Below are 12,548 nucleotides of genomic sequence, written 5' to 3'. Positions count from 1 at the left end.
GGGGACGCCGGACGGGGGTGCCGGCGCCGGGGACACCGGTCGGCGGTCAGTCCGGCAGCCGCTCGCCCGCGGCGCGGGCCGCCGCGCGGGCGGCCTCCTCGACCCGGCGGCGGTGCCCCGCCCACCAGGCGGCGTCGCCCTCCGGGAGGACCGAGCCGTCCGGGCGCAGGCCGGTCGCGCCGTCCACCAGTTCGCGGACCAGGTCGGCGTGGCCGGCGTGCCGGTGGGTCTCCGCGACCACGTGCAGCAGCACCCGGCCCAGCGTCAGCCGGTCGTGCGGCGGCCACGGCACCTCGCCGAGCGCCGACAGCGGCAGCGCGTCGATGGTGGCGTCCGCGTGCGCCCAGACCCGGCGGTAGTCGGCGAGCAGTGCCTCCCGGCCCTCCTCCGGCCGCGCCCACAGGTCGGCGTTCGGCTCGGCCGCGCCCGCCACCCACAGCCCCGGACCACCCTCGAACGGCCGGCCGAAGGCGGCGCCGAAGTACACCGCCTCCGCGCCGGTCAGGTGCTTGACCAGGCCCAGCAGGTTCGTTCCGGTCGGGGTCAGCGGCCGGCGGGCGTCGTACTCCGACAGGCCCGCCAGCTTCCACACCAGCGCGTCCCGGGCGTCCTGCAGGTAGAGCTTCAAGTCCCGCTTGGCGGTGGCGGATCCGTCCCGCGCCGCCGCCTCCGTGTGATGATCCGTCATGGCCGGATTCTGGGCGCCGCCCCGGGCCGCCGACAAACCGTTTTCGCCCCGCGAGCCCGCCCGGTACCGTGCCCGCCATGCCCATCGACCGCGTCCTGGTGGACGCCGCGATCGACCTCACCCGGCGCTGCTTCCCCGGCCAGGACCGGGGCGGCGCGGCCGCGCTGCGCCTGGACGACGGCACCGTCCTCACCAGCGCCGCGCCCCGCGCCGTCAACGGCGCCGTGCAGCTGTGCCACGAGACCGGCGCGCTCTGCGAGGCGTTCAAGCTCGGCCGCCGGGTCACCGCCTCGGTCTGCGTCACCGCCGCCGACGGCGACCGCGGCTTCTGGGTGCTCGCCCCCTGCGGCGTCTGCCAGGAGCGGCTGTTCGAGCACGGCCCGGACGTCGAGGTCGGCGTCCCCCGGCCGGAGGACCCGCGCCGCTGGCGCACCCTGCGGCTGCGGGACGTCCAACCGCACTGGTTCGCCCGGGTGTTCCCCGAGGACGGCATCTGGCCGTACGAAGGCGAGGAGTGAGTGGAGTCGAGGGGGAGTGAAGTGAGGGGGTGGTCGGCCGGGTTCAGGTGGTGACGGCGAAGACCAGCAGCCCCTCCGGCTGCTCCTCGATCACCTCGACGCCCTCGACCACCGCGCGGGACGGGCCGTGCCGAAGCCAGCCGACCACCTGCTCCACCGCGTCCGGGTCGCCCTCGACGACCGCCTCGACCCGGCCGTCCGGCAGGTTGCGCACCCAGCCCGCGACGCCCGCCTCGGCCGCCGCCCGGCGGCAGGAGTCGCGGAAGAAGACGCCCTGCACCGTGCCTGAGACCAACACCCGCCGCCGGATCACCCGTTGCCCGCCTCTCGTCGCCGCCTGCCGGTAGGTATACCGCAACCGGGCGGCGGCACGGCGGCACGGCACGAGGACCCGCCGGTCCGGGCCGCCACCTCCCCGCACCGGCGAACAGGACAGGACGCGAGGCCAACCGGCGCCCCGGCGACCGCGCACGCGGTTTTCCCGCTGGGGCCCCGGGGAAAGCCCCCCGTCAGGCCGGTCCGGTGGGCCCGTCCGCCACCCAGACCATGCCGCGGCCGGACTCCGCCGGGGCCCGGACGCCGTCCGGCTCGATCCGGTCCAGCCGGTAGCCGAGCCGGCGGGCCACCGCCGCGCTGCGCAGATTGGCCTCGTCGCAGTGGATCTCGACCCGCCGCACGGTCGGCAGGCCGGTCAGCAGCCCGGTCAGCGCCCGGGCCGCCCGGGTCGCCACGCCCCGACCGAGGTGGTCGGCGTGGCACCAGTAGCCGATCTCCACCGCGCCGCCGCCCAGGTTGTCGTGCAGCCCCGCCATGCCGAGCAGCGCCCGGTCGTCGGCCGCGAAGACGCCGAAGGAGTAGCTGCCCCCGGCGTCCGGCCAAGCCAGCGCCCGGGCGAACCGCTGCGCGTGCTCCCGCTCGGACGGCAGCCGCGCCGCCCACCCCATCCACCGGTGCAGGTGCGCGAACGAGGCCGTGATCGCCGCGTACCGCACCCCCGCCTCCTCGGCCCGGAACCGGCGCAGCACCAGCCCCTCGGCGTCCAGGCGCTCCGGGACGTCGCCCGGCCGGAGGACGGGAGCGGGGGGAGCGGAGGGGACGGGGGGAGGGGAGGTGCTCATGGGGCGGATGATCTCCGACGGCCGGCCCGGGCGTCCATCGGATTTCGGCCGATCGCGGCCGTCACCCGGGCGTAACGCGGGCGCAGCGGCGACGACAAGAGCCGCGGCTACGGTCGGGGGGCGGACGGCCACGAGGTGAGGAGTTCCCACGAACAGGCCCACGAACAGCAGGCGTACGGACCGGCAGGCGGACCGGCGGCAGGCGCGGCCCGCCTGGCTGACCCACCCGCTGCGCTGGCAGCGCGGACCGGTGCCCTGGGCGGCGACCGTCCGCGGCGCCGCCGGGATGGCGGTGCCGCTCGGCCTCGCGGTCGCCGCCGGACGGCCCGCCGAGGGCGTGCTGGCCGGGCTCGGCGCGATGTTCGCGGGCGTCAACGACCGCCCCGCCGGACGGCGCACCGGCACCCTGCAGCAGGCGCTGCCCGCGCTGGCCGGCGCCCTCGGCCTGCTGATCGGCGCCGCCGGCGGCTGGTGGGCGGTCCCGCTGCTCGGCGCGGTCGGCCTGCTCGGCGGCGCGATCAGCGTCACCGGGCCGATCGCCTCCGCGGCCGCCGTCCAACTCGTGGTGCTCACCGTGCTCGGCTGCGGCATGCCCGTCCCGCTGCCCGGCTGGGCCAAGGCCGGCTGCTACCTGGCCGGCGCCGGATGGCTCCTGCTGCTCCGCCAACTCACCACCCACCCAAGGCCGTTGCACGTCGAACGGCAGGCCGTCGCGGACGTCTTCGACGCCCTCGCCGAAGCCCTCGCCGCCACCGGCACCGACCGCGCCGAGACCGCCCGCCGCCGCCTCACCGCCGCCCTCGACCGGGCCGGCGAACAGCTCCGCACCGACCACGACCACACCCTGCGCACCCGGCTCGCCGCCGCCTCCGCCCTCTGCGAGGCGAGCGTCGCCCTGCTCCGCGACGCCCGCCCGCTGCCCGCCCGGCTCGCCGCCGGCCCCCGCCGACTGGCCGCCGCCGTCCGCGCCGACCGGCTGCCCGGACCGCTGCCGGTGCCCGCCGCCGAGAGCCCCGCCACGGCGGCCTTCGACCGCGCCGTCCTGCACGCGGCCCTCGCCTTCGGCGAGCGGTCGGCACCCCTGCCGGACGGGCGGGGACACGGCCGCGGCCACGAGGTGCGACCGCTGCTGGCGGCCGCGCGGCGGCGGCTCGCCCGCTGGGTGCTGGGGGTGCGCGGCCGGGGCCCGGCCGGGCGCGGGCTGCGGCCGTGGGGACGGGCCGGACGGGCCTACGGGCTGCGGGTGGGGGTGTGCGTGGCGGCCAGCGCGGCACTCGCGCTGGGGCTGCGGGCCGGGCACTGGTACTGGCTGCCCGTCACCGCCGCGTTCCTGGTCAAGCCCGACCTGGGGCCGCTGTTCTCCCGGGTGGTCAACCGGTTCGCCGGGACGGTCGCCGGGGTGCTGCTGGTCGGCGCGCTCGCGCCCGTCCTGCCCGGGGCGTGGTGGCCGGTCGCCGCGGTCGCCGCGACCGGGGCGCTGATACCCGTCGCCCAGCGGCACTTCGCCGCGCAGACCGCCGTCGTCACCGTCACCGTGCTGGCGTTCGTCACCGCCGGCGGCGACCCGGGCGCCGCGCCCGGACGGCTCGCCGACACCGCGCTGGCCTGCGCGCTGGTCCTGCTGGTGGGCCACCTGCCCGGACTCGCCGACACCCGGGCCCGGGTCGGCCAGCGCGCCGCGCACGCCCTGCGGCACACCCAGCGCTACCTCGACCACGTCCTGCGCAGCGAACCCGCCGGGCCCGCCGGGACGGCCGCGCACCGCGCCGAACTGCGCCGCACCGCCTACCGCACCCTCGCGCAGGCCCGCGCCGCCGCCGAGACCGCCGCCGCCGAACTCCGCCCCGGCGGCCCGGCCGGACCCGACTGGCTGCGGCTGACCGTGCACGCCGAACGCCTCGCCGACGCCGCCACCGCGTACGCCGTCGAACGCGACCACGGCGCCCCCGCCCCCACCACCCCCGCCGCCCGCACCCTCACCCGCACCCTGGCCGCCGCTGCCGACGCCCTCGACCGCCCCGGGCCGGTCCCGGCGGTGTCGCTTGAGGGTGCCGGGCTGCCGCCGGAGCTGGACGGGGTGGCCGCCGAGGTGCGGCGGATCCGGGTGCTGGCGACGGGCTGAGGCGGGGTGGGCGGAAGCGTGCCGGCGGTGCTGCCAGGGGACGGTGGTCCAGGCGGTGGTGAGCAGGGTGGCGAGCGTGGTGCCGCCGCTGACGCCCTCGATCGTCCCGGCCTGGTCCCGGTGGTGCCGTCGGCGAGTGCGGGGCTGCCGCCGGAGCTGGACGGGGTGGCCGCCGAGGTGCGGCGGATCCGGGTGCTGGCGACGGGCTGAGGCGGGGTGGGCGGAAGCGCGGTTGGCGGCGCGGGTCAGAGGGGTTGCCAGGGGACGGTGGCCCAGGCGGTGGTGAGCAGGGCGGCGAGTTCGGGGTCGGCGAGCGCGGTGCCGTCGACGGCGGCCAGCGGCTGGGCCGGGCAGTGCGAGTTGACGGCGGCGGCGGCCCGCAGCGCGGGCAGGCCGGTGACGGGCAGCGGGGTGACGGACCAGGGGACGCCGGTGGCGGTCAGCGCGGCCCGCAGCAGTTGCATGGTGACGCCGGGCAGGACGGGCGCGGCCGGCCAGTGCACCCGTTCGCCGTCCCAGAACGCCGCGTTCCAGGTGGAGCCCTCGCGGACCAGCCCGTCCCGGCCGACGAACAGGACGTCGTCGTAGCCGGCCCGCCGGGCCGGCAGCGCCTGGTGGGTGAGTCCGAGCGTCGCGGCGTGCTTCAGGTGCGGCAGTTCGCGCTCGTACACCGCCGTGCGGACCCGCAGCGCGGGCCGGGGCAGGTCGGGGACGGGGTCGGAGACCGAGACCACCAGGTCCGTCCGGGTCGGCGATCCGGCGGACGGGACGACGCTCACCCGGACCGAGGCGTCGGCCCGGCCGGCCAGCGCCCGGCGGACCAGCGCGCGGATCCGGGCGCCGTCGTCCCCGGCCGCGTCCGGATCCGCGTCCGGGGCCGTCCCGAGGAGGTCGCCGAACAGTTCGCGCGAGGCGTCGGCCAGCCGCCGCAGGTGCAGGTCCAGGCCGCGGACGGCGCCGGCGCGGACCTGGAGCGAGGTGAAGTGCCCGTAGTTCCAGGTCGTCATCCGGTGGACGTCCTCGACGCCTGCGGGCCGTCCGTTGATCTCCACGTTCAGCATGCGGGCGATGCTGCCAGACGGCGGTGGCGGCGGGGGCGGGCGGCCCCGGAGAACTGCCCGCCCCGCCCGCCCGGTGCGGCAGGGGCGCTGGTCAGGCGCCGGCCTCCGCGAGCGTGGGGTAGTCGGTCAGGCCCTTGCCGTCGCCGCCGAACAGGGTGGCGAAGTCGGGCGCGTTGTAGGGGCCGCCCTGGGCGAGGCGGGCCGGCAGGTCGGGGTTGGCGAGGAACATCGCGCCGTAGGCGAGCAGGTCGGTGGTGCCGTCCTCGATCAGGGCGAGCTCGTCCGGGCCGGTGGGGGCCTCGCCGGTGAACGGGTTGAGGATGTAGGTGCCCGGCCAGCTCTTGCGGAGCTTGTCGGTCAGCTCGCGCTGCCCGGCGGCCTCCATCTGGTGCAGGTAGGCCAGGCCCAGCGGCGCGAGGGCCTCGACCAGCGCGGTGTAGGTGGCCTCGGTCTCGGCGGCGTCCGACTCGTCGATGTCGTTGAGCGGGTTGCCCGGCGAGAGGCGGAAGCCGACCTTGTCCCCGCCGACGGCCTCGGCCACGGCGCGGGCGGTCTCCACCGCGAACCGGATCCGCGCCTCGGGGCTGCCGCCCCACGCGTCGGTGCGCAGGTTGCTGTTCGGCGCCAGGAACTGGTGCACCAGGTAGCCGTTGGCGCCGTGGATCTCGACGCCGTCGAAGCCGGCCGCGATCGCGTGCCGGGCGGCGGCGGCGAAGTCGGCGACGGTGGCGTGGACCTCGTCGTCGGTCAACTCGCGCGGCACGTCCCGCTCCTGCGGGCCGGCGGCGGTGTAGACCTGGCCGACGGCGGTGACCGCGGACGGGCCGACCGGCTGCAGGCCGGCGATCGACACGTGCCCGGCCCGGCCGACGTGCATGATCTGCAGGAAGACCACGCCGCCCGCCGCGTGCACCGCGTCGGTCACCTGGCGCCACGCCTCGGACTGCTCGGCGGTGTGGATGCCCGGGGTGTCGGGGTAGCCCTGGCCGATCACGGACGGCTGGGCCGCCTCGGTGATGATCAGGCCGGCCGAAGCGCGCTGCGCGTAGTACTCCGCCATCAACGGAGTCGTCGTCTGACCGGCACCGTAGGCGCGGGCGCGGGTCATCGGCGCCATCACCAGACGGTTGGCCAGGCGCTTGCCGCCCAGCTCGTAGGGCTCGAAGGCCTTCGACATGCTCGTTGCTCCTGTGGGTGGAGGGGGCCGTGTCACGCGGCTGCGCGGTGCCCACGCTATCCATCCCGGTCTGAACAGAGAAGCGATTCCCTGATCTTTTCCACCGTCACATCCCTTGCCCCGCAAGAGTGTTGGGCCCGGTAAGCGAAGCGGGCACGGGAGGGCGAACGGCCGGCCGGCGGCAGGCGCCCGAGCATCCCGTCCCCGGACGACTCCGGGCCCGCTGACACCCCGGGGCGGTAACCTGCAGACTTCGAACAGCGCGCCGCCACCGCCCGCCCGGGCCCGTCGGCGCGGGAACCGGGCGGAGGGGGCGCAGGTGCAGCGGGACGCGGGGACGGGGAACCGGCGGCCGACCCTGGAGGCGGTCGCCGCGCACGCGGGGGTCGGGCGCGGCACGGCCTCCCGGGTGATCAACGGGTCGGACAAGGTCAGCGGCAAGGCCCGGGAGGCCGTGCTCCGGGCGGTCGCCGAACTCGGCTACGTGCCCAACAACCTGGCCCGCGGCCTGGTCCGGCGGCGCACCGACACCGTCGCCCTGGTGATGGCCGTCTCCGAGGACGCGGTCTGGGACGAGCCCTACTTCTCCGTCCTGGTGCGCGGCATCAAGCGCGGCCTCGCCGGCACCGGCCTGCAACTGCTGCTCGCCATCGCGCAGTCGCAGCCCGAGGAGGAGCAGCTGCTGCGCTACCTGACGGCCCAGCACGTCGACGGCGTCCTGCTGACCTCGCTGCGCGGCGACGACCCGCTGCCCCGCCGGCTGGAGGCCAGCGGCATCCCCACCGTGGTGATCGGCGCGCCCACCGGCTACGACCCCGTCCACTGCGTCGACGTCGACAACCGCGACGGCGCCCGCCGCGCCGTCCGCCACCTGATCGGCCAGGGCCGGCGGCGGATCGCCACCGTCACCGGCCCGCAGGACACCAGGGCGGGCGTGCAGCGGCTCCAGGGCTTCCAGGACGCCCTCGCCGAAGCCGGACTGACGCCCGGTCCGGTCGCCCACGGCGACTTCTCCGCCGACTCCGGCGTCCTCGCCACGGCCGACCTGCTCCAGCTCGACCCGGAGCTCGACGCCGTCTTCGCGGCCTCCGACAGCATGGCGATCGGCGCCATCCGGGTCCTGAAGGAGCACGGCCGCCGGATCCCCGAGGACGTGGCCGTGATCGGCTTCGACGACTCGCCGATCGCCGGCCACACCGACCCGCCGCTCACCTCCGTCCACCAGCCGCTGGAACGGATGGGCCGCGAGATGACCCGGATGCTGATCGCCCGGATCAACGGCGAACCGGTGGCCCGCCCGGTGGTCGTCTTCGAACCGCAGCTGGTGGTGCGGGACTCGGCCTGAACCGGCCGCCACCAGGAAACCGGAACGGGAAGAGGAAAGAACGTGCAGCACGTGGCAGAGGCCGGGATCGCGGACGCCGGCCACCTCCTGATCGCACCGGCCCGGCTGCGGGAGGACGAGACGGTCCGCCGGTTCCTCGGCACGGTCCTCACCCCGGAGCGGCTCGCCGCCGACCCGCCCGACCTGACCGGCCGGACCGTCTACCTCCACGGCGCCGAAGCGGCCGAGGCGGCCGAGGCGGCCGAGAAGTCGCTGCGCGCCGCCGAACGCGTCTACGCGGTACGGGAGTCCGACGAACCCGGCGACCCCGGTGACCCCGCCGGGCCCGGCGGGCCGCCCCGGGCGGTGATCGGCCCCGGCCGGGTGCCGCTGCGGGTGGGCGACGGCGCCGGCGTTTACTACCGGCGCTTCTTCGACCCCGCCGACGACCACTACGGGCGGATCCGCGCCGAACACGCCTTCCAGTCGCTGACCGAGTCCACCAAGCCCGGCAGCGCCCACCGCAGCGGCATCTACCTGACCCCCGTCACCCGGGACGGCGACGACCTGCACTTCCGCCTGCTGCGCTGCTCCACCAACCTCTCCGGCCCCACCGAGGGCTTCCGCGCCACCGACACCCGCATCGTCGACGCCCTCAACCGCGAGGCCGCCGCCGTCCTCCGCGGCCACGCGCCGCTGAACCACGTCCTCGCGCAGGTCTACCGCAACACCCGCGCCACGGCGGAGCGCAAGCAGGCCAAGGCCAGGATCTCCGCCCACGCCGACAAGACCAAGGACATGCCCGCCAACGGCGTCCTGGCCTTCTGCACCTTCTACGACCGCACCGAGGGCCTGCTGCCGCTCGCCGAGGACCCGTACGACCTCGGCGTGCGCGGCGTCAGCGCGCTGACCAGGCTGCGCTTCCGCCCCAAGGAGGAGCCCGCGGCGGGGACGGCCGGCGGCGGGTTCACCGTCACGCTGCACCCCGGCTCGGTGCTGCTGGTGCCGCTCTCCACCAACCGCCGCCACACGCACGAGATCCGCCCCTCCGCGCTGCCCGCCGACCTGCTGCCCACCCGCCTCGGCTACGTGGTCCGCTGCTCGGCCGCCGAGGCCGTCCACCGCGACGGCCGCACCTACCTCAAGACGCCCGCCGGCCCGGCCGAACTGCGACCGCCCACCCAGGACGGCATGGACGAGCTGCGCCGGCTGTACGCGGAGGAGAACCGCAGCACCGCCCCCGTCGACTACGGCGGCCGGTTCCCGTTCAGCATGAACGCCGGCGACTACACCGCCCCGAGGATCTGACCCGGTGGACGGCGTCCGCACCCACCACCTGCCGTCCGGCCGGGACCTGTTCGCCGAACTCGCCGCCGCCACCCGCTGGGAGGAGGTCGGCCCGGGCCGCCGGGCCGCCGTGCTGGTCCGGCCGGGGGCGGACGGGCGGGTGCCGCTGGTGCGCACCACCGCCCGGTACGCGCAACCGGCGCAGCGCTTCCGGCCGGTACACGCCCGGCTGGCCGACCGGATCCGCGAACTCGCGGGCCCCGGCGAGGAGTTCGACAACGCGCTGGCCGAGGTCTACACCCGCGCCTACACCCGGATGGGCGCGCACTCCGACCTGGCGCTCGACCTGGCCGAGGGCTCGTCCATCGCCGTCTTCTCCTGCTACCGGAACGGAGGCGCCGGGGCCACCAGGACGCTGGTCCTCGAACCGAAGGAGGGGCAGCCGGGGGAGCGGACGGCCGTCCCGCTGGTCCAGCACGGCGTGGTGGTGTTCTCGGTCGAGGCCAACCGGCGGATGCGGCACCGGATCCTGCTGGAGCCGCCCGCCCGGGCGGCCGACGACGAGTGGCTCGGGGTGACCTACCGGACCTCCCGCACCCGGCTGCGCCACCGCGACGGCCGGGCGCACCTCCCGCACGGCGAACTGACCGCCGCCACCGAGGAGCAGCAGCGCGAGTTCCACCGGCTGCGGCGCCGGGAGAACGCGGAACCGGACTTCCGCTACCCGCCGCTGTCCTACACCGTCAGCGCGAGCGACCTGCTGCCGCCGGTCTGAGCCGCCGCCCCGAGCCGCCCGTCGGCCCGCTGCCCGGCCCACCCGCCGGTTCGAGCCCGTCATCCGCGCGGATAGACTCGGCCCGCACTGACAACGTTGACATCGGGGGCGGCGGCGGATCGGTGCGCCCACCACGCCCACCACGCCCACCACGCCCACCACGCCACCGCCCCGACGGGAGTACCCGCATGCCACTGGCGCTCGTCGCCCTCGCCGTGACCGCCTTCGCGATCGGCACCACCGAGTTCTCCGCGATGGGCCTGCTGCCGCAGATCGCCGGCGACCTGGACCGGACCATCCCGCAGACCGGCTGGCTGATCTCGCTGTACGCGCTGGGCGTGGTGATCGGGGCGCCGCTGCTCACCGCCGTCGCCGCGAAACTGCCGCGCAAGACCGTGCTGATCGGCCTGGCCGGCCTGTTCACCCTCGGCAACCTGCTGTGCGCCCTCGCCCCGAACTTCGCCTTCCTCGCCGTCGCCCGGCTGATCACCGGCCTGCCGCACGGCGCGTTCTTCGGCGCCGGGGCGGTCGCCGCCGCCGAACTGGTCGCCCCGCACCTGCGGGCCCGCGCCGTCTCGGTGATGTTCTCCGGCCTGACGGTCGCCAACATCCTCGGCGTGCCCGCCGCGACCCTGCTCGGCCAGCACCTCGGCTGGCGCGCCGCGATGCTCGTGGTGGTCGCCACCGGCCTGCTCGGCGCCGCCGCCATCGCCCGCCTCGTCCCGCGACTGCCCAGCCACCCCGGCGCCGGACTGCGCAGCGAACTCGCCACCTTCCGCAGCGGACAGCTCTGGCTCGCCCTGGCCACCGTCGTGTTCGGCTGCGCCGGACTGTTCGCCTGCTACACCTACATCACCCCCGCCCTCACCGAGGTGGCCGGCTTCGCCGAGGGCTCCGTCACCTGGGTGCTCGCCCTGTTCGGCGTCGGCATGACCCTCGGCAACGCGATCGGCGGCTACGCGGCCGACCGGGCGCTGCGCCCGTCGATCTGCGCCGCGTTCCTGGCGATGACCGGCGCGCTCGGCCTGTTCGCGGTCACCGCGCACGAGCGCTGGGCCGCCGCCGCGACGGTGGTGCTGATCGGCCTGGCCGGCTTCGCGACCGTCCCGACCGTGCAGACCCTGGTGATCAGCAAGGCCCGCACCGCCCCCACGCTCGCCTCCGCGACCTTGCAGGGCGCCTTCAACCTGGCCAACGCGATGGGCGCCTGGCTCGGCGGCCTGGCCATCGACGCCGGGTACGGCTTCACCTCGCCCTCGCTGGTCGGCGCGGGTCTGTCGCTGATCGGCTTCGTGATCGCCGCGCTCTCCTGGACGGCGGACCGCCGCCGCGAGCTGCCCGTCGCCGACCACCCGGCCGCGCTGGAGCGCCCGGTCGCGGCGGGCTGAGCGACGCCCGGCCGACCCGTCCCCACCTTCCCCCCCCCCCACACACACAGGAGCGCTTCCCCATGACGCAGACCGCGCAGACCGTACAGAGCGTGCAGCCCGCGCAGCCGAGTGTCCCGTCCGGCCGGGTCGGCGTGCTGCTGCCCCGCGACCTGCCCGTGCGGCAGCTCCTGCCGTACGCGCGCCGGGCCGAGGAGCTGGGCTTCGACGAGCTGTGGGTGGTCGAGGACCTCGGCTGGCGCGGCGGCGTCGCCCAGGCCGCGAGCGTGCTCGCCGCGACCCGGCGGATCACCGTCGGCATCGGCATCCTGCCGGCCGGCGCCCGGAACGTCTGCTTCGCCGCGATGGAGCTCGCCACCCTCGCCCAGCTCCACCCCGGCCGCCTCACCGCCGGCATCGGCCACGGCATGCGCGCCTGGATGGAGGAGGCGGGCGGCGGCTGGCCGGCCAGCCCGCTCACCCTGCTGCGCGAGTACGCCACCGCGCTGCGCGCCCTGCTGCGCGGCGAGCCGGCGCCCGCCGACGGGCGGTACGTGCGCTGCGCGGGCGTCCGGCTCACCGAGACCCCCGAGACGGCGCCCCCCGTGCTGCTGGGCGTCCGCGGCCCGAAGTCGCAGGCGCTGGCGGGCGAGAGCGCCGACGGCCTGCTGCTCGCCGAACCCGCCCCGCCCGCCTACGTGGCCGCCTCGCTGCGGCGGCTCGGCCGGGCCGGCGCCGAGGTGGTCACGTACGACGTCGCGGCCGTCGACGAGGACGGGGACGCCGCCGTCGAACGGGTCAGGGCCGGGCTGGCCGCGATCGGCGAGCCCGACTGGGCGCCGCACCTCGCGCCGCTGCCGTTCGCGGCGGAGTTCCGCGCCCACCGGGCCGCGAGCGCGGACGGCGCGGAGTCCGCCCGGACGATGCCCGCCGCGTGGGTCCGCGAACTCGCCGTCGCGGGGACGCCCGCGCAGGCCCGCGCCGCGATCGCGGCCCGCTGGGCGGCCGGCGCGACCAGCGTGGTCCTCACCCCGGTCGGGGCGGATCCCCTCGGCGCACTGGAGTCGCTGGCCCGGGCCCTGCCGGGCGGGGACGAGTAGCCGGCCCTCCG

13 protein-coding genes are annotated in these 12,548 nt (G+C 76.9%); 8 read left to right on the top strand and 5 right to left on the bottom strand.

Annotated elements, in window-relative coordinates:
* Window positions 1-46: 46 nt before the first annotated feature.
* Window positions 47-688, bottom strand: a complete 642-nt coding sequence (locus tag KSE_RS01235) for a DinB family protein (RefSeq protein WP_014133426.1) — start codon at window positions 686-688, stop codon at window positions 47-49.
* A 77-nt stretch (window positions 689-765) separates the two neighbouring features.
* On the opposite strand from KSE_RS01235, the gene KSE_RS01230 reads away from it, so the two are divergent.
* On the top strand, window positions 766-1,206 hold the full coding sequence (locus KSE_RS01230; RefSeq protein WP_014133425.1) for a cytidine deaminase: 441 nt from the start codon (window positions 766-768) through the stop codon (window positions 1,204-1,206).
* A 43-nt stretch (window positions 1,207-1,249) separates the two neighbouring features.
* Here the strand turns inward: KSE_RS01230 and KSE_RS01225 are convergent, their stop codons facing one another.
* Together KSE_RS01225 and KSE_RS01220 are read right to left on the bottom strand one after the other, a co-directional pair.
* Complete coding sequence (locus KSE_RS01225) at window positions 1,250-1,501, bottom strand: acylphosphatase (RefSeq protein ID WP_033259838.1); 252 nt, start codon at window positions 1,499-1,501, stop codon at window positions 1,250-1,252.
* 214 nt (window positions 1,502-1,715) lie between these two features.
* Entirely contained in the window at window positions 1,716-2,324 is a 609-nt protein-coding gene (locus KSE_RS01220) for a GNAT family N-acetyltransferase (protein WP_014133423.1), read from the bottom strand.
* A gap of 250 nt (window positions 2,325-2,574) precedes the next feature.
* On the opposite strand from KSE_RS01220, the gene KSE_RS45550 reads away from it, so the two are divergent.
* Both KSE_RS45550 and KSE_RS41890 read left to right on the top strand, forming a co-directional pair.
* A complete protein-coding gene (locus KSE_RS45550; protein ID WP_014133422.1) occupies window positions 2,575-4,446 on the top strand; it encodes an FUSC family protein in 1,872 nt (623 codons plus the stop codon).
* A gap of 27 nt (window positions 4,447-4,473) precedes the next feature.
* Window positions 4,474-4,656 (top strand): hypothetical protein, encoded by a 183-nt coding sequence (locus KSE_RS41890; protein WP_148283046.1) that lies wholly within the window; start codon window positions 4,474-4,476, stop codon window positions 4,654-4,656.
* A 35-nt stretch (window positions 4,657-4,691) separates the two neighbouring features.
* On the opposite strand, the gene KSE_RS01210 is transcribed toward KSE_RS41890, so the two are convergent.
* A complete protein-coding gene (locus tag KSE_RS01210) occupies window positions 4,692-5,507 on the bottom strand; it encodes an aminotransferase class IV (protein ID WP_014133421.1) in 816 nt (271 codons plus the stop codon).
* A gap of 91 nt (window positions 5,508-5,598) precedes the next feature.
* Window positions 5,599-6,684 carry an alkene reductase gene (locus KSE_RS01205; RefSeq protein WP_014133420.1) on the bottom strand — a complete coding sequence of 362 codons (1,086 nt, stop codon included), beginning with the start codon at window positions 6,682-6,684 and terminating at the stop codon, window positions 5,599-5,601.
* Between the two features lie 319 nt (window positions 6,685-7,003).
* Here KSE_RS01205 and KSE_RS01200 point away from each other — a divergent pair, with 319 nt between their 5' ends.
* The 5 genes from KSE_RS01200 (at window position 7,004) to KSE_RS01180 (ending at window position 12,537) form a co-directional block, all read left to right on the top strand.
* Window positions 7,004-8,029 (top strand): LacI family DNA-binding transcriptional regulator, encoded by a 1,026-nt coding sequence (locus KSE_RS01200; RefSeq protein ID WP_014133419.1) that lies wholly within the window; start codon window positions 7,004-7,006, stop codon window positions 8,027-8,029.
* A gap of 42 nt (window positions 8,030-8,071) precedes the next feature.
* Window positions 8,072-9,316 carry a hypothetical protein gene (locus KSE_RS01195; RefSeq protein ID WP_014133418.1) on the top strand — a complete coding sequence of 415 codons (1,245 nt, stop codon included), beginning with the start codon at window positions 8,072-8,074 and terminating at the stop codon, window positions 9,314-9,316.
* 4 nt (window positions 9,317-9,320) lie between these two features.
* Window positions 9,321-10,070, top strand: coding sequence for an alpha-ketoglutarate-dependent dioxygenase AlkB family protein (locus KSE_RS01190; protein ID WP_014133417.1), 750 nt, complete (start codon window positions 9,321-9,323; stop codon window positions 10,068-10,070).
* A 188-nt stretch (window positions 10,071-10,258) separates the two neighbouring features.
* The gene (locus tag KSE_RS01185) at window positions 10,259-11,458 is read left to right on the top strand and encodes an MFS transporter (protein ID WP_014133416.1); all 1,200 of its coding nucleotides are present in this window, start codon (window positions 10,259-10,261) and stop codon (window positions 11,456-11,458) included.
* Window positions 11,459-11,520: 62 nt separating this feature from the next.
* Window positions 11,521-12,537: an LLM class flavin-dependent oxidoreductase gene (locus KSE_RS01180; protein ID WP_014133415.1), complete on the top strand. Its 1,017-nt coding sequence runs from the start codon at window positions 11,521-11,523 to the stop codon at window positions 12,535-12,537.
* The last annotated feature ends 11 nt before the right edge of the window (window positions 12,538-12,548 follow it).

The sequence above is a fragment of the Kitasatospora setae KM-6054 genome (assembly GCF_000269985.1).
Taxonomy (GTDB): domain Bacteria; phylum Actinomycetota; class Actinomycetes; order Streptomycetales; family Streptomycetaceae; genus Kitasatospora; species Kitasatospora setae.
Note: the sequence above shows the minus strand (reverse complement) of the source record. Positions and strands in the feature narration are given on the sequence as shown.

Excerpts from the sequence above, each read along its gene's own strand:
- KSE_RS01230 (WP_014133425.1), top strand. The coding sequence starts at position 766 with ATGCCCATCGACCGCGTCCTGGTGGACGCCGCGATCGACCTCACCCGG.
- KSE_RS01180 (WP_014133415.1), top strand. The coding sequence starts at position 11,521 with ATGACGCAGACCGCGCAGACCGTACAGAGCGTGCAGCCCGCGCAGCCG.
- KSE_RS01210 (WP_014133421.1), bottom strand. The coding sequence starts at position 5,507 with ATGCTGAACGTGGAGATCAACGGACGGCCCGCAGGCGTCGAGGACGTC.
- KSE_RS01220 (WP_014133423.1), bottom strand. The coding sequence starts at position 2,324 with ATGAGCACCTCCCCTCCCCCCGTCCCCTCCGCTCCCCCCGCTCCCGTC.
- KSE_RS01205 (WP_014133420.1), bottom strand. The coding sequence starts at position 6,684 with ATGTCGAAGGCCTTCGAGCCCTACGAGCTGGGCGGCAAGCGCCTGGCC.
- KSE_RS01185 (WP_014133416.1), top strand. The coding sequence starts at position 10,259 with ATGCCACTGGCGCTCGTCGCCCTCGCCGTGACCGCCTTCGCGATCGGC.
- KSE_RS01235 (WP_014133426.1), bottom strand. The coding sequence starts at position 688 with ATGACGGATCATCACACGGAGGCGGCGGCGCGGGACGGATCCGCCACC.